The following is a 22,137-nucleotide window of genomic DNA, read 5'->3' on the forward strand; positions in this document are numbered from 1 at the left end:
AGTAAATCCGGCCTGAAATGGTTCAGGCCGGACCTTAAAAAGTAAAGGAAATTATCATGACAATTAAAGCGATAAACAGTCGAAATCAATTTAAAGGCATTATCAAGCGAATAAAACGCGGTGATGTGGTCAGTGAAGTTGAAGTGGATACCGGTGCGGGTGTGATTACCTCGGTGGTGACAACGAGTTCTATTGATGACCTGGGTCTAAAGCCAGGGTTTGAAGTCATTGCTTTGTTTAAATCCACTGAAGTTGCTCTGGCCAGTTTTAGCAAAATATAAAAACAAAGCCGAGGAGAAGATCAATGAAAACCAAAATCTTAACTGTGCCAGGGTACCATGGCAGTGATGAAAATCACTGGCAGACATGGCTGGAGCAACAATTTCCAGACAGCGAACGCTTAACCGGCGTTAATTGGGAATCGCCGCGAATTTATCCATGGGCAGAAGCGCTGGAGAAGCAGCTTGATACGATGCCGGGACAAGCGATTTTAGTCGCTCACAGTTTTGGTTGCTTGGTGAGTGCATTGATAGCTTCCTGGCGTCCTGAAAAGGTGGCAGGCGTTATTTTAGTGGCACCAGCCGCTCCACAGCGTTTTTCGCTTTATGGGGCGATTAAAGAGAGTCAAAAGAATTTACAAACCATCGCGGGCACATTGCCTGACCAACATTTAAATATGTTAGGGGTATTGGTAGCCAGTAAAAATGACCCATGGATGTCAGTTGTTCAAGCTGATCAACTGAGTCGTGATTGGGGATTGGCATTTTACAATGCAGGAAACGCCGGACATATAAATAGTGAGTCAGGTTATGGCGCATGGCCATTAATTAAAGACTTTGTTTCAGCCATGCTGGAAGCTATTGAACCCTTACCTGGTGATGAGGTCTTTCAATTAAGTAGCTGGAACAGCGCTCGTAAACGTCTTATACCTAAAACATATTCAACAATTGGTTTAACAACGCAGCAAAGTGCATTTTTACAATACGCCTGATATGCAGGCTTGGATAATGGAGAATTAACATGTCAATTCGATTGGGTGATGAAGCCCCTGACTTTGAACAAGATTCAACAGAAGGGCATATTCGTTTTCATCAGTGGCTGGGAAACAGTTGGGGTGTTTTATTTTCGCATCCAGCGGATTTTACCCCAGTGTGTACAACAGAGCTTGGTTTGACCGCCAAGTTAAAAGCCGAGTTTGACTCTAGAAATGTCAAGGCATTGGCATTATCCGTTGACCCCGTGGATAAGCATCACCAATGGATTGACGATATCAACGATACACAAAATACCACGGTGAATTTTCCAATATTGGCCGATGCCGATCGTAAAGTGTCTGAGCTTTACGACATGATTCATCCCAATGCCAGCGCGACACTAACAGTACGATCATTATTTATTATCGATCCGCAGAAAAAGGTCAGATTAATCATTACCTATCCGGCCAGTACCGGACGGAATTTTAATGAAGTGTTGCGAGTAATTGATTCGCTGCAATTAACCGATAATGAAAAAGTAGCGACGCCAGGTAATTGGCTGCCGGGTGACCGGGTGGTGATTGTGCCATCTCTGCAAGATGAAGCAGAACTTGCCAGTCGTTTCCCTCAAGGCTATGAAGCCGTGCGACCTTACTTGCGTTTTACAAAGTTAAAGTGATCTAATCTAGCTATAAATAGCTATTCCATTTGTGATATCAGCCAGTAGTTCTTATCGGACTACTGGCTTTTTATTATCTAAAACCAATAGCCAAGGCGCAGCACAAATTGTTTTAGTTGCTAAAAGCGATATTTAAAGACAAAACATTAACTTTTTTAAATGCTAAAAAAGCGGTTGGCTTAACTAAGTGACTGTAAATTAATACTAAAAACTCTAATCCAGTGTTATGCATAAGCTTTGCATATTTTGTTATTTCTCAGCCTAAAACTGCCTCTCTACACTTTGCGAACATTGTTTTAACAAGGAATAAACATGTTACGCAACCACCTGAAAAAGGCTAGGCAGGTCATCGCTAGCGGTTCATTGAACCGTGATGAGGGGAATGACTGATGACCTCAATAAAATCATTTTCCGTTTTACCCGGCTTCGGTTTATCAATGGGGTTCACCTTGGTGTACCTGTCGCTTATTGTTCTGATTCCATTAAGTGCCGTGTTCATTTTTACCAGCCAATTAACTTGGGCAGAGTTCTGGGCAATTGTCAGCGCGCCACGAGTTGTGGCCTCTTATAAACTTTCATTCGGCGCTTCATTAGCCGCTGCAGCCATTAATGCCGTTTTCGGTTTGATGCTGGCGTGGGTGTTAGTACGTTACTCGTTTCCGGGTAAGAAAATTGTCGATGCGTTAGTCGATTTACCCTTTGCCTTGCCCACAGCGGTAGCAGGTATTGCGTTAACAGCTTTGTATGCTCCAAATGGCTGGATAGGCCAGTTTATTCAAGGAACTTTAGGCATAAAAGTGGCCTTTGCACCGTTAGGTGTGCTGGTGGCATTGGTGTTTATCGGTTTGCCGTTTGTAGTCCGAACAGTGCAACCAGTGCTTCAGGATCTGGAAACCGAATTGGAAGAAGCGGCATCCAGTCTGGGGGCTAATCGCTGGCAGACTTTTCGTTATGTGCTGATACCCATCCTGCTGCCGGCGTTAATGACGGGTTTTGCATTGGCTTTTGCACGTGCGGTAGGTGAATACGGTTCAGTTATTTTTATTGCCGGCAATATTCCGATGGTGTCAGAAATCACCCCACTGATGATCATTACCAAATTAGAGCAGTACGACTACGCCGGAGCCACGGCCATTGCGGCAGTGATGTTGGTGGTGTCCTTCGTGATGTTGCTGATTATTAATGCGTTGCAGGCGTGGGCTGGCAAACGAACCGGGAGGGATCGATAGATGAATAATGCTGCTGTGGTGAATAGACCGTTGAGCAATTTTGCTTGGGTATCACCAACAAAATATGAAAGAAATGTCGCTACACAAGAATCCAAGTGGATAAAAATCAGTGTGATCAGTATTGCTCTGACTTTTTTCGCCTTATTTTTAGTCATGCCTTTGGTGGCTGTGTTTACCGAGGCCTTACGCAAGGGATTTGAAGTTTACTGGTTGGCGTTAAGCGATTCAGATGCCTTATCTGCGGTTAGATTGACCTTATTGACTGCACTGATTGCTGTGCCATTAAATCTGGTATTTGGTGTGGCGGCCGCATGGGCAATTGCCAAGTTTGAATTCAAAGGCAAGCAGTTGCTGATTACTTTTATCGATCTGCCTTTTTCCGTTTCACCTGTCATTGTGGGTTTAGTGTATGTGCTGGTTTTTGGTGTGAATGGCTGGTTTGGTGAATGGCTGGTGGCCAACGACATCAAAATTATTTTTGCTGTGCCGGGCATTGTGCTGGCCACCATTTTTGTAACCTTTCCGTTTATCGCGCGTGAGTTGATTCCGTTGATGCAGGCGCAAGGCAAAGAAGAAGAGGAAGCGGCTGTGGTATTGGGCGCGAGTGGCTGGAAGACGTTCTGGTATGTGACGTTACCGAATATCAAATGGGGTTTGTTATACGGCGTGATTCTGTGTAATGCCAGAGCGATGGGCGAATTTGGTGCGGTATCCGTGGTATCCGGACACATTAGAGGCCAGACCAATACGATGCCGTTACACGTTGAAATTCTTTATAACGAATATAACTTCGCGGCGGCCTTTGCAGTGGCTTCATTACTGGCATTACTGGCTTTAGTCACGTTGGTATTAAAGACCTGGGTGGAACACCGCGCTGAAACCAATGCTTCGGCACACTAATTAAAAGAGATACGAAGATGAGTATAGAAGTTAAAAATTTACACAAACAATTTGGCAGTTTTACAGCACTTGATGATATTTCGTTGAATTTTCCGTCAGGTGAACTGGTTGCGCTTTTGGGGCCATCAGGTTGCGGTAAAACGACATTACTGAGAATTATTGCCGGTCTTGAACAGGCAGATTCAGGTTCAGTTATTCTGGATGGTGAAAATGCTTCAGATACCCATGTCCGTGAGCGGCAAGTGGGTTTTGTGTTTCAGCATTACGCATTGTTCAAACACATGACCGTATTTGATAACGTCGCGTTTGGTTTGCGGATGAAACCGCGTAAATCCAGACCTAGTGAAAAAGTGATTGCCGAAAAAGTCCATCGTTTGCTGGAGTTGGTGCAACTGGATTGGCTGGCGGACCGTTTTCCTTCACAACTGTCTGGAGGTCAACGACAACGTATTGCTTTGGCTAGAGCATTGGCGGTAGAACCTCGAGTTCTATTATTGGATGAGCCATTTGGTGCCTTGGATGCCAAAGTACGTAAAGAGCTACGGCGTTGGTTACGTAAATTACATGATGAGTTACACATCACCTCAATTTTTGTGACCCACGATCAGGAAGAGGCACTGGAAGTAGCTGACCGAGTGGTGTTAATGGATCATGGAAAAGTTGAGCAGGTAGGCACGCCTGATGAAGTGTATAACCATCCGCAAACGCCGTTTGTTTATGGTTTTTTAGGATCGGTAAACCTGTTTCATGGCCGGGTAGACGATGGACATCTGCATGTCGGTGATGATGTGCTGCATGACCAAGGTGAAAATTACGGCCCCGGTTCAGAAGTTTACGCTTTCGCACGACCGCATGAATTGGATATAGTCGTCGATACACAACAAGTCAGTGGATTATCTGCCAAGGTGAATCGCGTTTTGTCGTTTGGTCTTAATTCACGGGTGGAGTTGGATGGTATCAATAGTGCTCACGGCCAGCATTTTGAGGTGGAATTAAGTCCTCAACGGGTGCATGAATTATCATTAATACAAGGTCAGATTGTTAAATTAGTGCCATCAAAATTAAAGCTGTTTCAACGAGATAGCGTACAGAAGGATTATCACGCTTGAACTTTCAACAATTAAGAATTATCCGCGAAACAGTCCGACGCAATTTCAACCTGACAGAGGTAGCTAATCATTTGTTTACCTCGCAGTCAGGTGTGTCCAAACACATTAAAGATTTGGAAGACGAGCTTGGCGTTGAGCTATACATCAGAAAAGGGAAACGATTGACCGGCCTGACCGAACCAGGCAAAGAAATGTTGAAGATTGTTGAACGCATGTTACTCGATGCGAATAATATCAAACGCCTGGCGGAGCATTACAGTCAGCAGGATACCGGCAAATTAACCATTGCGACAACCCATACGCAGGCGAGATATGTGTTGCCGGAAGTGATTACCCAGTTTAAGCAACGCTATCCTAAAGTACATTTAAAACTGCATCAGGGCAGCCCGGATGAGATCGTCAAAATGATGATTGAAGGGGAGGCTGATATTGGTATTGCCACAGAGGCGTTGGGGAATATTCCCGAATTAGTCAGTTTTGCTTATTACCATTGGCAACATGCGGTGATTGTGCCCAAAGAGCATCCTTTGATAAAACAACAGAAGCTGACTTTGGCGGATATTGCAGAGTATCCCATCGTCACCTATCACGAGGGGTTTACCGGACGCGCCACTATCGACAAGGCCTTTCTCAAACAACATATTGATGCTGATATTGCGATGTCCGCACTGGATGCGGATGTGATTAAATCGTATGTTGAATTGGGATTGGGTGTCGGCATTGTCGCGGCTATGGCCTACGATGCCGAACGTGATATCAAATTAACGTTGTTGGATTCCAGTCATTTATTTGAACAAAACATCACCAAGATTGCCGTCAGAAAAGGGCACTACATGCGCCAGTTTGCCTATGATTTTATTCAGCTTTGTGTACCGGATTTGCCGGAAGAAGCCATGGTCGTGGCGATTACGCAATAATGACACGGCAATGGCTTTTTAATCTGGCCATTGCTGGGGTACTTTCTGAATCTCTGAAATGTCATAACCCTGCTCAGCGAGCAACTGCAGCATCTGCAGGTAATCCTGTTCGGGAATCTGCGGTGTTCTGGCCATTATCCAGACGTAATCACGTTTTTCACGACCGACAATCGTCTGCGTGTAATCTTCATTCAGATAAACGATTCGATAATCGGCTTTGACTGGCCAGATAAACTGCATACCCCAGACAGCATTTGATTCGTCATCCAGAATGAAACCTTTGGGATGGTACTGTTTCTGTTCGCCATCGAAACTGTCTTTATTAAAGGTAAAGGTGGTGGCGATAGTGCCATCTTCATTTAGTTCATAAGTTTCAACAGCGTTGTGCGCACCTTTCTCAATAAAGGTTGGAATATTGGCGATGACATACCAATCGCCCATAAAGCGATTAATATCAACATAGTTTTCCGTGCGAATGGGTTGTGACATTGACTGACATCCTGCTAATAGCGTGATAAACAGCAACAGAGATAATTTACGACCAGACATCGGCATCACTCCTGATTGGAGTACATATGATCAATCGGCAGGTGTGAACTGGATGTGAAAGTTCTGGTTTGTTTAAGATGAGTCGGCTGCTATCAGGTTTTGGCTTTGATCAACAGTTTCAACTCTTCAATTTGCATAGATAAGTCTTCAATTGTCATATCGTTTTTATGTGCTTCTTCATGCTCTTCAGCACGTTCCTGTTCCATTACATTCACAACAATACCTATCAGCATATTTAGAAAAGCAAAGGTATTCAGGAAGATAAATATCAGATAGAAAATCCAGCTGAAAGGGTATACCTCCATGGTTTCATACATGACATCAGTCCAGTCTTCAAATGTCATAACCCTGAATAACGTCAGCATGGATACCGCGATATCGCCCCATAAAAAATCATTGACGTCTGCGAACAGCGTGGTACCGATGGCCGCAAAAATATAAACGATGATAAACATCATCAATGCAACATAACCCAGTTGGGGTAAGGCTTTGAGTAATGAGTTAAGCAAATGTCGTAATTCCGGAATCACTGATACCATCCGTAATACACGGAAAATACGAATCAATCGGGCAACGTAGGCCAGTTCACTGTCATTAACCGGTATCAGGCTGACAGCGACGATAAGCGTGTCAAACACATTCCAGCCGCTTTTGAAAAAATCCCTTTTGTTGGGTTCGGCCAGAAATCGTACGCTGATTTCCATGACAAAAAACAAGGTGATTGCGTAGTCCAGCCAGTCGACTAACCGTAGGATCTGAAAAGGGATTTCATAGGTTTTTACACCTGTCACCATTGCAGAAAACAAAATGACACTGACAACGACAACTTCAAATAAACGGTTGTGTCGCAGGTTCTCCAGCTTGGTCTGAAAAGATATTGGAGAGGGTGCTGAGGTTTGCATATATATAGCGGCCAAAAGTAAATCAAGGCCGCGATCATAATCGGAATTTATGGTGGGTCAAAGATGTTTAGCTAAACGCTGCAGAATTTGCTGTTAATCGTTATCAGCAAGGTTATTGATAAGGGTAAGGATAACCTTTTTATTCGCTTCATTAAGACCACGGAATAAATCCAGCAATCGTTGTTCAGAATCTGTAATCGTAAATTCTTTAGCTGATGTTGAGCGGTAATCGTTGTGACTGATTTTTGCGGCGGCTGAATGTCGACGGTACTTATCATAACTGTGGGATAGTCGCATAACGATTTCCAGATTCAGACTAATCTCATGCTGCTGACTGAAATCGCGCAATAGTATCTTGAGATCATCAGGGATGCGTAAACCAAAGGCTTCGGTATTAGTGCTTGTAGGGCACTTTTTCAGAAATTCTCGCACAGCCGTTTTATCGAAGCGATGGGCCAGACTTTTCTGTAATAAAAACAAAGCCTCGCTGGTCGTGCTCCGGTTGTGTTGTGTCGCCTCATAACGTAGCCAAGACATAAGCTCAGCAGGCAGTCGGAGGCCAAAAGGTCCTTTTCTCGCGCTCATTAATTAAAGAGTGTAAACAGTTGTTATTGACATAGTTAGTTACCATCTGTAGTTTCATTACCACTGGTATCTATCACCGTGGTATAAAGTTAAATAAAGTTTAGTCCTTATTACTGTGAAATCCCCGTGAATAAAGGGTAAACAGCTGACGAAACTTATGACTGAAAATCCACGTTAAGGACAAGGCAGGTAGTGTGAGAAACACATTATTAGAAAATGCTTTCAGGTTTGCACATGAAGGCATTGTCATCACGGATGAACATCAGAAAATTGTTGATATCAATGAAGCGACTCAACACATTACCGGGTATTCACGATCAGAACTTATCGGCAGCAATCCCAAATTCCTTAGTGCTGAAAGCCAAAATAAAATTTTAAATCAGACCATCCTGCAATCATTGCATCGCAACGGTTTCTGGCAGGGTGAAGTGTCAAATAAACGGAAAGACGGTTCGCACTATATTGCCCGTTTGAGTGTGAAACGTATTCATGCTTTCAACAAACTGTTTTATCTGGTGCATCTCAGTGATGTGACTGCTGACCGAAAATATCGCGCTATCCTTTCTGATCTGATTCTCAACCGTAATTCGCATCAAATCCTCAACAAAAACCAGCTGGAAAATGATTTTGGTCAGATGAGCTCAATGGCTGATCAGAATAATGAAAAACTGGTAGTTGCCTTTATGGATCTGGATGAGTTCAAAACAATCAATGATATTCATGGCAAAGCGGTTGCAGATAATCTGCTGGACCAGGTACCAAATCGTGTGAAAACCGTATTAGCGGAAACAGACTGTATTGTGCGTTATGGCGGTGATGAGTTTGTTTTGATAATTGGTGGTATCAAAAATGATGCTATCGCATCACAAACAATCCAGAGGGTATTATCGACAATTGCCAGTCCGTTTATTGTGAACGAAGTGCCAATGATGATCACGGCATCCATCGGTTATACACTTTATCCAGATGACAAGGGCAGTCTGGATACCTTAATCCGTCATGCTGATCAGTGTATGTATAAGGCCAAGCTTGACGGAAAATCAACCTTGTTCGCCTATGATCCGGGTGAAGAAGAGCAGATTACCGAACGCAATCAGCAACTTCGTGAAATTGCCACAGCAATCCAGGAAGATCAGTTTGTTTTATTTTTTCAACCTAAAGTTACCCTCAGTACAGGGCATATTTTCGGTTTTGAGGCTTTGATTCGCTGGCAACATCCTGAAAAAGGTTTACTGACGCCGGATAGATTTATTGACCAGGTTTATGATACGGAACTGGAAGTCAGCCTTGGTCAATGGGTTATCCAGAAAGCCATAAAACAACTTTCCCAATGGCAGCAAGCTGGTCATAAGTATCAGTTAAGTATTAATCTGACGGCTTATCACTTGTCTACCAGCGACTTCTTCGATTGGTTGCAGTTTCAGATTAAACAATACCCCGAACTGGATACCAGTCGTTTTCAGATTGAGATCCTGGAAAGTAATCGTCTTAGTGATCTGAGTCTTATCAACAATGTGGTCGAGTTCTGTAAATCGGAGTTTGGTATTACCACCGCGCTGGATGATTTTGGTACAGGTTATTCCTCTCTCACTCATATTCGGGTATTGCCGGTCGATGTGGTGAAAGTGGATCAAAGTTTTGTCCGGCGGATGCTGACAGAACCCGAAGACTGCAAAATTGTGGAAGGCGTCATAGCGCTTGCCCAATCATTTAATATTCAGGTGATTGCTGAGGGGGTTGAATCTATTGCTCACGGTGAAGTGCTATTGGCGATGGGCTGTAACCAGGCTCAAGGCTACGCGTTAGCCAGACCGATGCCGATTGAGCAGCTGATGACATTTTTAAGTGCTTATCAGCCTTTCAGCCAATGGTGTGCTCAATCAGGTCTGTTGAAGAATCATAAACAAGCCCGGTTGAGTTTATTTTATTTTTATTTAAAACACTGGATACATCAGCTTCAGGAACGACTGTTCGCTGAACCGGAGATCAAAACGGAGTGGCCGATAACACAATTAGCGGATTCTCATTGCGGGATCTGGCTGGAGAAAGCCCGTTATCATCATTACCTGGATAACACAACGCTAGACCAAATCAGTCATTATCATCAATACATTTTTCACTCGGGGAATGATTTGCTGGCCAGTTACCTGGCGGGTGATATTCATGCCAGCCGAGCAGGCTATAACGCTCTTGAAACCACTTTCAAGACAACCCTTGCAGAATTGCATTCACTAATCAGACGAATGTCTGAATAAGCCCGCCATAAACAAGTCTTGACATCAGGCCGGGAAGTTGAAATGATATGATATATCATAATTTGGAGCGTTTAATGAAAGATGATTTGGCGATAGCCTGTTCCGGAGCCTGCATGGTTCATTGCTTGTTAACACCGATGATAATCGGCTTTGGTGCTGCAGGACTGGTGGGAGAATGGTTAAGCTCGGAATGGGTTCACCGACTGATGTTGGTGCCTGTTGTTTTACTGGCTTTATTGAGCTTGCCTGGCTCCTACAGAGTACATAAAAATCAATGGCCCTTATTGCTTGGTGTAATGGGGGTTTTAACCATGGTGTCGGCGTTATTAGGGCCGGAATCCCTGGAAGCCTGGATAACGATAAGCGGTGGTCTGTTGCTGATTACGGCGCATCTGTGGAATCGCAAGTTATCTTTAAGATTATTGCTACCTCAAAGAGAGCATGCAAATGGATGAAAAAGCTTTATTAGCGGCTAAGGAAGCGGATTACATGAATGCTGAGCAACTGATCTTTTTTGACAATCGACTTCAGCAACTCAGAACCGAAACATTAGACGAAATTACAGCAATAAAGACCCAAATACTGGGTAATAGTCAGGTCAGTGATGTACTGGACAGGGCACAACAGGAAGAAGAGTCACAAATTGCTTTACGGATCGCTGATCGGAAACGTCAGCTGATTCCTAAAATTGATGCAGCACGTCAGCGAATCCGCTCAGGGGAGTATGGTTATTGTTTGCAAACCGGTGAACCAATCGGCATTGAACGATTATTGATTCGTCCAACCGCAGAATATTGCACTGATGTGAAAACCATTAATGAACAAAAAGAAGGGCTTTATGAGCACAAAACCCGATAAACGTTTGCCGGTAACGGTGTTGTCCGGCTTTCTGGGCGCTGGAAAAACGACGGTACTGAATCATATTCTGAATAACCGTAATGGTCTGAAGGTGGCGGTTATAGTGAATGATATGAGTGAAATCAATATCGATGCTCAGCAAATTCAGCAGGATGTGCAACTTAACCGTGCTGAAGAAAAGCTGGTGGAAATGAGCAACGGTTGTATCTGCTGTACCTTACGGGAAGACCTGTTAATTGAAGTACGTCGACTGGCTGAAGAAAAACGTTTTGACTATCTTGTCATCGAATCAACGGGCATTTCTGAACCTTTACCCATTGCTGAAACCTTTACTTTTGCCGATGAAGATGGCGAAAGCCTGTCACAGATTGCCCGGCTGGATACCATGGTTACAGTGGTCGATGCGATAAATTTTCTGCGTGATTTTAATGAGGCCAGAAATCTGCAGGAAACGGTGGAAAGTCTGGGTGAAGAGGACATGCGTAGTGTGGCCGATTTGCTGGTAGAGCAGGTTGAGTTCTGCGATGTGATATTAATCAGCAAAACCGATTTATGCACCACTGAACAATTAACGGAATTAACAGGTATTTTAAAAAGCCTTAATACCGAAGCAGAGTTGATTGCTATCGAAAATGGTCAGATCCCACTGGATAAAGTATTGGGAACACATAAATTTAGCTTTGAAAAAGCCGAGCAAGCGGCGGGTTGGCTTAAAGAAATGCGCGGTGAACATATTCCTGAGACTGAAGAATATGGCATTAGCAGTTTCACCTATGTTGCCAGGCGACCGTTTCATCCACAGAAATTCTTTGAGTTTCTGCATCAGGACTGGCCTTGTGGCAAGTTAATTCGTTCCAAAGGTTATTTCTGGTTGGCCAGCCGTCCACAGTTTGCTGGCCAATGGAATCAGGCTGGTGGCATTGCCCGTTATGGATTTGCCGGCATGTTCTGGAAAGCCATCCCGGAGAATCGCTGGCCGCAGGATGCCGAAAGTCTGCAAACCATCAAAGAGAATTGGCAGGAACCGTTTGGTGATATGCGTCAGGAACTGGTGTTTATCGGCCAGAACTTAAATCCCCAAGCCGTGACAGCCCAGCTGGATGATTGTCTGTTAAGCGATATCGAGTTACTGGCAGGTAAACCATTATGGGAGTCGTTACCTGATCCATTTCCAGCATGGGATGCGGCTTAAAATGAATCAGAGTGCATTAGCCGTAAACCCATTGTTTGAGCATGTACTCAAGGCAGATTCGCCATTAGTGATGACAGCAATTTATGAGCCGCACATTAATCTGGTGGTCTGGCAACGCCAGTTAAGTAATGCGCTTGACCATTATATTGCGGAAGTAACTCAAGGACTCAATGCGCTACAATTACGTACGGTTATTACCCCAGACGAAGTCAGTGACTGGTTAACCGGTTTATTACCTGATAAACCACAGCGAAATTTGTTTGTTGATGATGTCAGGCAATTAGTGGAAATGTATGCGGATTTGTTTGAGTTAAACTCGGTTGGCTTGCGCCTGAGTCTGATACACGAGACTATGTGTCCCAGATTTCATACTGATCATCTGGCGTGCAGACTGGTAACCACTTATCATGGGCAGGGGAGTGAATGGTTAACAGAGGAAGCTGTAGATCGTTCAAAACTGGGGCCCGGTGCACAAGGTTTAGCGGATCATTTATCGGGGATATACCAGGATAAAGTGGATATCCAACAATTGAATCAGGGTGATGTCGCATTATTGAAAGGTGATGGTTGGATGGATAGTCAGGTGAGCGGCATTGTGCATCGCTCACCACATATTCATAAATCTGAGAAACGATTATTGTTAACCTTGGATTTTGCAGAGTGATTGGGAGACAGATAAAAATGCGGATAGCACCATATTTATTTTCTGCGGTTTGTGGCTTCGCTGTTATGCCCATCACAAACGCCCATGAAGAGTCTCATGGGCATAAACATCACGAGCATCATGAACAACACCAACATGAGGGACATCGCCATCATGGAGCGCATGTTCATGGCATGGCAACACTGGATTTAGTGATGGATGGTCAGGAATTGATGTTGCATTTACAATCGCCGTTGATGAATTTTTTAGGTTTTGAGCACCAACCCGAAACAGAGCAGCAAAAGGCCATTTACCACGATATGTTGCAACAACTGGAAATGTTGGATGTATTGCTGACCGTTGAAGGTTCAACTTGTAAAGCCGAGTCAATCGAAATCGATGAGCCTTTTGACAGTCAAGGTCAAGCAGGGCATGCGGATCTCGATGTCAGTTATTTTGTGCGTTGCGAACAGCCAGATAACATAACCGGTTTGAAAATCAATTTATTCGATGTGTATAACCGTCTGGAAACGTTGCAGGTTCAAATGGTGTTACCTACCGGTCAGCAGCAACTGGAATTAAATCCACAACGAACCACTATCCGGATCAACTAATGACGACAGTCGATATAGAGAATGTTCTGCAGCAGGCCGAACGTAGTTGCGTTGAGCATGGCGCCCGATTAACCAGTAAACGTAAGTACATTCTTGAAGTATTACTGAAAGCTGAGGCAGCGCGTTCAGCGTATGAGATTGCTGAACTTTATCGTCAGCAAACCAATGAAAATATTCCGGTGATGTCAGTGTATCGGATGCTGGACTTTCTGATGCAGAACAGCTTGGTTCATAAGCTGGCCTCCAATAATAAATTTATTGCCTGTGCCCATATTGCCTGTTCACATTCACACCAGACGCCTCAATTTCTGATTTGTGACAATTGTCAGCAGGTACGGGAAATCGGTGTAGATAAACAATTGATTCATGCATTGGAAGAGAGTATTGAGCACAATCATTTCCAGCTTAATAGCCCACAGCTTGAACTGCATGGCTTGTGTGAAGCCTGCCAACAACAACGTTAAATAGAAATTTTTTCATTCGCAGATTTACGTATTTTGCATTAAATTGATGTGATATATCGTATTTATTATGGTGATCGTTTTGCCCGATACCCATTTGATAAAACGCTTCAGGAGAAACCATGCTGGAAGTAAACCAGTTAACCAAATCATTTGGCAATCGAATTGCCGTTGATCATCTCAACTTCAAAATCGCTTCCGGTGAGGTTTTATGTTTATTGGGTGCCAATGGCGCGGGTAAGACAACAACGTTGAATATGTTGCTTGGCTTTACTGCACCAAGCAGTGGCAGCGCCACGCTGGAGGGTGATGACCTCTATCAGCAGGCCTCCTTATGCCGACAGAAAATCATGTATGTGCCGGAAAACGTCAATCTTTATCCGCGTTTTAATGCCATTGAAAATATTCACTATCTGGCTGTGCTGGCCAAAATGAAATTAACTGACCAGCAAATTCACGAAGCGTTGCTCAGTGCCGGACTCAAACCGGCTGACTTTACCAAGCATCTCGCAGAATATTCCAAAGGCATGCGGCAGAAAGTAGCCATTGCCTTTGCGTTGTTAAAACACGCTCGTTTGATATTGATGGATGAACCGACATCCGGTCTGGATCCGGTTGCCACTCAGGATTTTATTCAAGTAGTGAATACGATTAAATCTCGCGGTGCGGCAGTGTTGATCGTCACACATGATCTTTTATGCGCCCATCAACTGGCTGACCGGATTGGCATTATGAAACAAGGTCATTTAACCGATCTCATTACCACGCAATCGTTAACACTGGATCAGCTAACGCAACGTTACTTTGATCAGTTTGCTGCCTAAGGAATTTATGATGAAAAAAACTTTTATTAGCAGCCTGATTGTGTCTGCTCTACCGTTATCTGTGGTCTTTGCCGAGACTGATAATGAACCCGCCGCCCGTATTGATCCTTTAGTGGTATTAGGTACACGTCCGGATTATGCCGATGAAAATCTGGCCGGTTCACAGGATATTATCTCGCGAGAAGAGTTATCCATCAGTCATGTGAACAACACCATGGAGCTGTTTACCAAAATTCCCGGTGTTTATTTTGCCCGATACAATCAGGGCATTATCAACACCGATATCGGCATTCGTGGCTTTGCCGCTGAGGGAAGTACTCCGCACGCCAAGCTGTTAATCGATGGTATTCCATCCAATCTGCATAACGGCTACAGCGAGATGGATCAACTGTTTCCGGGTAATATTGACACCATTCAGGTTTATAAAGGCAATAGTGATCCGCGTTATGGCACATTTAACGTAGCCGGTAATTACAATATTGCCACTCGCTCAGATATAGCGCGTGAAGTTGAAGTCACCCTTGGCAGTTATAACGCACGTGAGATACAAGGCTATTGGGGAGAACAAACCGGTAACCTGCAACACAGCTATTTTGCCGGTTATCGTGAATCGGAAGGTTACCGGGATAATTACGATATTGATAAATACAGTGTGGGTGGCCGCTGGTTTTATGATTTATCTGACGATACCTCGCTCGGTTTTATTGCCCGAGTCGCCGAGTATGATGCCGATGCGCCGGGTTATCTGACCCAAGAAGAAGCCCGTAAACATCCGACCCGATCAGCTGCCTATGCAAGACAGGATGGCGGTGATAAGGAAACCCAATCCTACAGTCTGCATTTTGATACCGCCTTACGTAATGATCTGACCTGGTCAGCCAAAGCCTATTACAACTATTACGAGCGTGAGCGTTGGGTGAGGTTCAGTGAGGCTGGTTCATTGGCCAATCGTTATGATGAGCAGGATCATTATGGTTTTATCTCAACCTTATCATGGGATATCAATGAGCAGTGGGCATTAAACTGGGGGCTGGATATCGAGCGCCAGGATGTATTGGAGCAGCGCTTCGGCACCATCGGCAATGTCCGCGAACGTGATACCAGTAATGTATCGCGTAACTTTGATTATGATTTTGTCAGCAAAGGCACTTATCTGCAGGTATCTCACGCACCGAATGAGTTTATAGCCTGGAATGCAGCTGTTCGGGCTGATCGAATTGATGGGGATTTTAAACAGCGTAATGCAGCGGGGGAGGTGATCAGTAATCAAGATAGTTATGACTATGGCACCATTGTGCAACCCAAATTTAATCTGTTCCTCTACCCAACTGATCAACTGACGTTATTTGCCAATGCTGGACGCAGTTTTCAACACCCGGTCAGCAGTAGTGCCTATACCGATGGCGATCGTTCTGCACGTGATGTCTCGGTCAATGATGGCTGGGAACTGGGGGTGAAGTGGATGCCAACCTATAGCCTCGAGTTACGATTATCCTATTGGGAACAAAAGGCTAAGGATGAGTTTATATTGGTTGATGGCCTGGCTCAAAACGTAGGTAAAACCCTGCGTCAGGGAGCTGACTTTGGTATGAGCTGGATGGCAACTGAGAAACTGACTCTATGGGGTAACTTCAGCGCCGTGGATTCAGAAATTCAAAGTCCTGGTGCTGATCGCGGCAATGATTTACGCAGTATTCCATCCTACACAGCTTCAACAGGTGTGAGTTACTTGTTTACCCCGGCACTGACCGGGCGTCTGCATTACGATGCTCAGGGCTCGTCTTATATCAACGAAGCCAATAGTGGTGGCAAGTTTGGTAAATACAATCTGGTTAATGCGAGCATGGATTATGCAACCAGTTGGGGCAATATTAACTTCCAGGTCAATAATCTGTTCAACGAATACGATGAGTATGTCTACGACAATGGTGGCGTTGATGGGGTGATTTATTCACCGGGTGATGGCGTCAATGCCAGTGTCTCAGTAGCTTATAAATTCTGATTATGAAACATCCGATAGTCGAAATCGCTCGTCATGAGCTGATCACCCAATGGCGCAGCCAGACCCTGAAAATCCTGTTGCCATTGTTATTGGTGTTAACGGCATTAATTGCGTTTTCCCATTGGCAACAGCAGGAGGATTTTATTGAAGCGCAAACCATCTGGCAGCAGCAGAATGATGCTGAATGGGAAGCACAGCCAGATCGACATCCGCATCGTGCAGCACATTACGGCACGATGGTGTTTCGCATCATCTCACCACTGAGTTTTATTGATAGCGGGGTGAATCCGTTTGTCGGTAATGCCTTGTTTCTGGAAGCGCATCGGCAAAACAGCAGCAGCTTTAAACAATATGTCAGCAGCACGGCCTATATGGGACTGGGCTATCTGTCAGGGGCGACGATTATTCTGGTGATCTGGCCGCTGGTATTGATCGCTCTGGCCTTTAATAGTGTGAGTGGTGAACGTGGTCATGGCACATTACGTCAACTGGTCTCGCAAGGCATCAGTGTCAGGCAGCTTTTATTCGGCAAAACGCTGGCTTACAGTCTGATCTCACTGATTTTTCTGTTAGTGATTTTCAGTATTGCTATTGGCTTTATGCTGTTATCGCATGTGCATGGCAGCGATGTGTTACGCATGGGCTTGATGTTTGTTTTATATCTGTTTTATTGCCTGTTATGGACCATCACGGTGGTGCTGTTTTCTAACTGGTGTCGCACCAATCAGCAAAGCCTTTCCGCATTGTTACTATTCTGGTTATTGACGGTTATTGTGATGCCTAAAATGGCTAACAGTGTGGCAGAGATGCAATATCCGATGCCGGATCGTGCGGTGTTTGATATTCAGACGGCGCAGGAAATTGCCAAAGTAGGTGACTCACATAACCCTGACGACCCCCATTTCACCGAGTTTCGTGAAAAAGTGTTAGCAGAATATGGCGTCTCACGTGTTGAAGATCTTCCGGTGAACTGGCGCGGTGTCGTGATGCAGGAAGGCGAGCGCATTACCAGCGAAGTATTTACCCAGCAATATGAAAACTTGATGCAAATCGCTGAGCAACAGAATGAACTGGTCAGACAGGTCGCGTTGTTCTCGCCTTATTTATTAGCAAACAATTTGTCATCTATTGTTGCAGCGACTAATGCAGACAGTTTTTTGCATTACGAAAACGCAGCTGAGCAATATCGGTTTAATTTTATTACACAACTGAATCAGTTACATGCCGAAGAAATTGATTTGGAAAATGATCGTGAACAGAAAGTCTCACATGACCACTGGTCAAAATTGGGTCAATTCGATTATCACGGTCCCATGTTGCAAGACGCGAACGATCGAATTTATCCGTCATTGTTGATGTTGCTATTGTGGTTAATTATCGGATTAGTGTTACTCGCACGCAGCCGTAATGAGGTCGATTAAGGTGAGATTTATTCAATTTGAATTACGTCTGTTATGGCAAAACCGTTTGTTTAAATGGCTGATGCTGGGGTATGTTCTGGCAGTTTTATTGGCCATTATCTGGGGTCAGATGAGTCTGCAACGTGAATATCAACAGCGGACTATCAGTGAAGCGAATTACCAGACAGAACTGGCAGAATATCGTGATGATGCTCCCTTGGATCCTTATGCAGCGGGTTATCTGGGATATTACCAGTTTCATCCAGTCTGGCAGACACCTTCTGCCTGGTCAGCGTTGATTCACGGTGAACGCAGTGAAGCAGCCACGCATACACGTGTGCGTTTATTAGGCTTGCAAGGCCAGTTAAGCAATACCGCGACCGGTAATATTGCTGCCATGCCTATTGGTAAGCTGGACTTGAGTTTTATCTGGATTTACCTGATGCCGTTATTAATTGCGGCACTCAGTTTAAATTTGCTGGCCGAGGAAAAAGCCAGTGGCCGCTGGTCATTACTGGCATCGCAGGTAGCAAATAGTGGCATGTTACTGACTAAAAAGATGTTGATTGCAGCAGGATTGCTGGCAGTGGTGAATTTACTGATTCTGCTTGCAGCAGTGGTCATGACAGATATTGATTTTGATTCAATATGGTTGCAGGTTGCTGCGGTTTTATTGGCTTATCAACTCTGCTGGTTTTTAATCACTGGCTGGATTATCAGCTTGCAACGCACAGCTATTTTTAACAGTTTGTTATTTATCAGCCTGTGGATTGTGTTTGCTTTTGTGCTGCCCGGATTAGCATATCTGTATCAAACACAACAACAGCAACCCGCTGAACATGTTTCCATGATCTTTGATCAACGAGAGTTTATGCATGACAGCTGGGACAGGGATCAGCAAGCGGATTTCGATGTTTATTTGCAGGATTATCCTCAGTGGCAAACTACTGAACCGACGTTGCAAAAGCCTTTCGACTGGCGCTGGTATTATGCTATGCAGCATATGAGCGATGTGATTGTGGCAGAGGCGGTCGCGCAGTTTCGTGAGAGTCGTGTGCATTCCCACCAGATTGGCAATCAAGTTGCCTGGTTATCACCGGTGATGCGTTTGCAATACAGTATGAATCGTTTCGCCGATACCGATATGTTGGCAAGTCAGACATTTCTGGATCAGATTGGTGATTATCACCAGCAATTGCGCGATTACTTCTTTGATTTCTATTTTTTTGACAAGTCGTTTACGGAAGCCGATTTCGCTAATATTCCTGTATTTGAATATCAGCCGGTAATGCAAAGCTATACGTTAAAAAGCTTAATTAATTTAGTTTTGATCGGCCTGTTTTTTGTCGGCTTGATTATGCTACAAACTCGGCGTAATCGTGGCTGAACCAACCGTCCAATTTAAGCTTTTTCAAAAGGCGATACCGACCAATGTGATTACCGGTTTTCTTGGGGTTGGTAAAACCACAGCGATCCAGCACCTTTTACAGACCAAACCGGCAGGTGAGCGCTGGGCGGTATTAATTAATGAATTTGGCAAAGTGGGCATAGATAGTCAGTTGTTAAAGACTGATGATTCTGCTGAAGGCGAAATCACCATTCGTGAAGTGCCCGGTGGCTGTATGTGCTGTGCTGCCGGTTTACCAATGAAGGTGGCACTCAATCAGCTTATTGGAAAAGCCAAACCCGACAGGTTATTGATTGAACCCAGTGGTCTGGGGCACCCGGAAGAAGTGATCGCCGTGCTGTCAGGTGAATTTTATCAATCAATTATTGATTTACGTTCCACGCTGACCTTGGTGGATGCTCGTCATATGGCTGAAGCGAAATATCGTGAACATGAGACGTTTCAGCAGCAATTGCAGATTGCTGATCTGTTGGTAGCGAATAAGGCCGATATGTATGACCAGAGCGAAGTTGATGCTTTAAAACGATACATCAATGAGCTGCATCTTCAGGAATTGCCTTTACAGATCACGCAAGAAGCCAAAATTAATCCTGAATGGCTAAAACCAAAAGCTAAATTTAATCAGGCTGTCTGGAAGGAACAGCCAGCGGAGTTTAATGTTGATAATGAAGAACAACTTATTCCAGATTGCGGCTACCTGGTGGTCACACAAAAGTTAAGTGGCTGGTATAGCTATGGCTGGCGGTTCAAATCAACATTCAGTTTTGATTACCAACCGCTGATGTCATGGCTGGAGCAATTTAAACAGGTGCGTTTTAAAGCTGTTTTTCGAACCAGAGAGGGTTTTGTTGCAATCAATCAAGCTGATGACAATTTAACCATTGGAAAACTGCCCGCTCAGGCAGCAGAAAGCCGTATTGAGTTCATTACCGATATGCCACTTGATGCAAAAAAAATGGAAAACCAACTATTACAGATATGTGGGATAAAGCATGTTAACCCGTCTTAAAAACGCTCGCGTATACGACCCGGTACAAAAGTTAAATGGTGAACTCATGGATCTGTGGATCCGTGATGATCGAATCGTTGATCCGAAAAATATAAGTGATAAGGATTCGGCTATTACCTATGATTTAAATGGGGCTATTACCATGGCGGGCGGTGTGGATATTCACAGCCATATTGCAGGGGGTAATGTGAATACAGCCCGTTTATTACTGCCGGATCAACATCGTAATCATCTGCAACGACAGGAAAATCTGCCATTCTATAATGCCCGCTGGTCTAGTTTTGAAACCGGTTATCGCTATACAGAAATGGGCTACAGCATGGTGGTTGAACCGGCGATGTTGCCGGTCAATGCGCCGCAGGTTCACCGTGAAATGGCGGATATTCCGATCATCGATACGGCTGCGCTGGCGATTCTGGGTAGTGATGATTTGCTGGTATCCATGTTGCGAAGTGGTGCTTCGCAGGATCAGATTAATGACTATGTCAGCTGGACGATTAATACCACCCAGGCATTAGGATTGAAAGTGATTAATGCCGGTGGTTCACAGGCGTTTAAAGCCGGTGTTGAACAGTTTGGTCTGGATGATGAAGTACCGGATTATGGCATCAGTTCCCGGCGCTTACTGACTTCATTACAGACCGCTGTGCATCAGCTGGGTATTCCGCATCCGGTACATGTGCATTGTAATAACCTTGGTGTGCCCGGCAATGTACAAACCGCCATTGATACCATGGAAGCCGCTCAAGGCTTGCCGATGCATCTGGCACATGTGCAATTTTATGGCTATGGAGCCGAAGGCACTCGTGGTTTTTCTTCAGCCGCGGCACAGCTAATGGAAGCGTTTAATCGCCATCCCAATATCACTATGGATGTCGGGCAGGTGTTATTTGGTCAGACCGTGACTATGTCTGGCGATATCATCGCTCAATTTTCCCGTCGTGGTGATGCCAGTCCGCATAAATGGGTAATGTGGCATGCCGAAGATGAGGGCAGTGGTGGCATCGTGCCTTATCAATACAAAAAAGCCAGTTTTGTAAATGGTTTGCAGTGGGCTATTGGTCTGGAGATTTTCCTGTTATCCGGCGATCCCTGGCGTTTGTTTTTCACCACCGATCACCCCAATGGTGCACCGTTTACCCGTTACCCGGATTTATTGCATCTATTGATGGATTATGATTTTCGCATGGCCTGTCTGGCCGAACTTGACCCTGAGATCATGGAGCTGACCTTGCTCAAAGATCTGAAACAGGAATTCAGCTTATATGATATTGCCATTATGACGCGGGCGGCCCCGGCAAAATTACTTGGGTTGAATGACCGTGGACATCTGCAACCTGGCGCATTGGCTGATATTGCGGTTTATCGGGAGCAGGATGATAAAGCGGCGATGTTCAGAAAAGCCCAATGGGTCTTCAAAAACGGTCAGTTGATTATCGAAAAAGGTGAGTTTGTACATCGCCAGTTTGGGCAAACCATGACCGTTAAACCACATTTTGATCGGCAGATTGAATCGACAGTGAAAGACTACTTCGATCGTTTTTATTCGATGAAATTATCTAATTATGGGGTGCAGGAGGATCTGCTTGCGGATCAACCTCAGCGGTTTGCTGCAATAAAGTGTTAG

Annotated in this window: 23 protein-coding genes; 20 read left to right on the top strand and 3 right to left on the bottom strand. The window is 44.6% G+C overall.

All coding sequences use genetic code 11. The features are described 5' to 3' along the window. The first annotated feature begins 56 nt into the window (after positions 1-56). The 7 genes from B2337_RS08220 to B2337_RS08250 all read left to right on the top strand — a co-directional run bounded on the left by B2337_RS08220 (position 57) and on the right by B2337_RS08250 (position 5,808). A complete protein-coding gene (locus B2337_RS08220) occupies positions 57-281 on the top strand; it encodes a TOBE domain-containing protein (RefSeq protein ID WP_292359822.1) in 225 nt (74 codons plus the stop codon). Between the two features lie 23 nt (positions 282-304). After that, positions 305-991: an RBBP9/YdeN family alpha/beta hydrolase gene (locus tag B2337_RS08225; RefSeq protein ID WP_292413196.1), complete on the top strand. Its 687-nt coding sequence runs from the start codon at positions 305-307 to the stop codon at positions 989-991. A gap of 29 nt (positions 992-1,020) precedes the next feature. After that, positions 1,021-1,653 carry a peroxiredoxin gene (locus tag B2337_RS08230; protein ID WP_292413197.1) on the top strand — a complete coding sequence of 211 codons (633 nt, stop codon included), beginning with the start codon at positions 1,021-1,023 and terminating at the stop codon, positions 1,651-1,653. 389 nt (positions 1,654-2,042) lie between these two features. After that, on the top strand, positions 2,043-2,882 hold the full coding sequence (gene cysT, locus B2337_RS08235; protein WP_292413200.1) for a sulfate ABC transporter permease subunit CysT: 840 nt from the start codon (positions 2,043-2,045) through the stop codon (positions 2,880-2,882). After that, positions 2,883-3,782: a sulfate ABC transporter permease subunit CysW gene (gene cysW / locus B2337_RS08240; protein ID WP_292413201.1), complete on the top strand. Its 900-nt coding sequence runs from the start codon at positions 2,883-2,885 to the stop codon at positions 3,780-3,782. Between the two features lie 17 nt (positions 3,783-3,799). Next, complete coding sequence (locus B2337_RS08245; RefSeq protein WP_292359812.1) at positions 3,800-4,891, top strand: sulfate/molybdate ABC transporter ATP-binding protein; 1,092 nt, start codon at positions 3,800-3,802, stop codon at positions 4,889-4,891. Beyond that, positions 4,888-5,808, top strand: coding sequence for a CysB family HTH-type transcriptional regulator (locus B2337_RS08250; RefSeq protein ID WP_292413203.1), 921 nt, complete (start codon positions 4,888-4,890; stop codon positions 5,806-5,808). Before B2337_RS08245 ends, B2337_RS08250 begins: the two co-directional genes overlap by 4 nt. 18 nt (positions 5,809-5,826) lie before the next feature. Here the strand turns inward: B2337_RS08250 and B2337_RS08255 are convergent, their stop codons facing one another. The 3 genes from B2337_RS08255 to B2337_RS08265 form a co-directional block, all read right to left on the bottom strand. Next, positions 5,827-6,357 carry a lipocalin family protein gene (locus tag B2337_RS08255; protein ID WP_292359808.1) on the bottom strand — a complete coding sequence of 177 codons (531 nt, stop codon included), beginning with the start codon at positions 6,355-6,357 and terminating at the stop codon, positions 5,827-5,829. A 92-nt stretch (positions 6,358-6,449) separates the two neighbouring features. Further along, positions 6,450-7,259 (bottom strand): ion transporter, encoded by an 810-nt coding sequence (locus B2337_RS08260; RefSeq protein WP_292413205.1) that lies wholly within the window; start codon positions 7,257-7,259, stop codon positions 6,450-6,452. 93 nt (positions 7,260-7,352) lie between these two features. Further along, the gene (locus B2337_RS08265; protein WP_292359804.1) at positions 7,353-7,844 is read right to left on the bottom strand and encodes an Arc family DNA-binding protein; all 492 of its coding nucleotides are present in this window, start codon (positions 7,842-7,844) and stop codon (positions 7,353-7,355) included. Positions 7,845-8,038: 194 nt separating this feature from the next. Between B2337_RS08265 and B2337_RS08270 the strand changes: the two genes are divergently transcribed. The 13 genes from B2337_RS08270 (at position 8,039) to B2337_RS08330 (ending at position 22,137) form a co-directional block, all read left to right on the top strand. Next, positions 8,039-10,099 carry a sensor domain-containing protein gene (locus B2337_RS08270; protein ID WP_292359802.1) on the top strand — a complete coding sequence of 687 codons (2,061 nt, stop codon included), beginning with the start codon at positions 8,039-8,041 and terminating at the stop codon, positions 10,097-10,099. Positions 10,100-10,173: 74 nt separating this feature from the next. Next, complete coding sequence (locus B2337_RS08275; RefSeq protein WP_292359800.1) at positions 10,174-10,554, top strand: MerC domain-containing protein; 381 nt, start codon at positions 10,174-10,176, stop codon at positions 10,552-10,554. Then, positions 10,547-10,957 carry a TraR/DksA family transcriptional regulator gene (locus B2337_RS08280; RefSeq protein WP_292413207.1) on the top strand — a complete coding sequence of 137 codons (411 nt, stop codon included), beginning with the start codon at positions 10,547-10,549 and terminating at the stop codon, positions 10,955-10,957. Before B2337_RS08275 ends, B2337_RS08280 begins: the two co-directional genes overlap by 8 nt. After that, positions 10,938-12,149, top strand: a complete 1,212-nt coding sequence (gene zigA, locus B2337_RS08285; RefSeq protein ID WP_292413209.1) for a zinc metallochaperone GTPase ZigA — start codon at positions 10,938-10,940, stop codon at positions 12,147-12,149. Before B2337_RS08280 ends, zigA begins: the two co-directional genes overlap by 20 nt. A gap of 1 nt (position 12,150) precedes the next feature. Further along, the gene (locus tag B2337_RS08290) at positions 12,151-12,813 is read left to right on the top strand and encodes a DUF1826 domain-containing protein (RefSeq protein WP_292359796.1); all 663 of its coding nucleotides are present in this window, start codon (positions 12,151-12,153) and stop codon (positions 12,811-12,813) included. Between the two features lie 65 nt (positions 12,814-12,878). Beyond that, positions 12,879-13,406, top strand: coding sequence for a DUF2796 domain-containing protein (locus tag B2337_RS08295; RefSeq protein ID WP_292413211.1), 528 nt, complete (start codon positions 12,879-12,881; stop codon positions 13,404-13,406). Continuing rightward, a complete protein-coding gene (locus tag B2337_RS08300) occupies positions 13,406-13,870 on the top strand; it encodes a Fur family transcriptional regulator (protein ID WP_292359792.1) in 465 nt (154 codons plus the stop codon). Before B2337_RS08295 ends, B2337_RS08300 begins: the two co-directional genes overlap by 1 nt. A gap of 119 nt (positions 13,871-13,989) precedes the next feature. Further along, positions 13,990-14,691 carry an ABC transporter ATP-binding protein gene (locus tag B2337_RS08305; RefSeq protein WP_292359791.1) on the top strand — a complete coding sequence of 234 codons (702 nt, stop codon included), beginning with the start codon at positions 13,990-13,992 and terminating at the stop codon, positions 14,689-14,691. Positions 14,692-14,698: 7 nt separating this feature from the next. After that, a complete protein-coding gene (locus B2337_RS08310) occupies positions 14,699-16,693 on the top strand; it encodes a TonB-dependent receptor (RefSeq protein ID WP_292413213.1) in 1,995 nt (664 codons plus the stop codon). Positions 16,694-16,695: 2 nt separating this feature from the next. After that, entirely contained in the window at positions 16,696-18,114 is a 1,419-nt protein-coding gene (locus B2337_RS08315; protein ID WP_292413215.1) for an ABC transporter permease, read from the top strand. 1 nt (position 18,115) lies between these two features. Continuing rightward, positions 18,116-19,480: a DUF3526 domain-containing protein gene (locus tag B2337_RS08320; RefSeq protein ID WP_292413217.1), complete on the top strand. Its 1,365-nt coding sequence runs from the start codon at positions 18,116-18,118 to the stop codon at positions 19,478-19,480. Continuing rightward, positions 19,473-20,510: a CobW family GTP-binding protein gene (locus B2337_RS08325; RefSeq protein WP_292413218.1), complete on the top strand. Its 1,038-nt coding sequence runs from the start codon at positions 19,473-19,475 to the stop codon at positions 20,508-20,510. The genes B2337_RS08320 and B2337_RS08325 overlap by 8 nt, the downstream gene beginning before the upstream one ends. Further along, complete coding sequence (locus B2337_RS08330) at positions 20,494-22,137, top strand: formylmethanofuran dehydrogenase subunit A (RefSeq protein WP_292413219.1); 1,644 nt, start codon at positions 20,494-20,496, stop codon at positions 22,135-22,137. Before B2337_RS08325 ends, B2337_RS08330 begins: the two co-directional genes overlap by 17 nt.

This window comes from Methylophaga sp. UBA3192 (assembly GCA_002363955.1).
Taxonomy (GTDB): Bacteria; Pseudomonadota; Gammaproteobacteria; order Nitrosococcales; family Methylophagaceae; genus Methylophaga.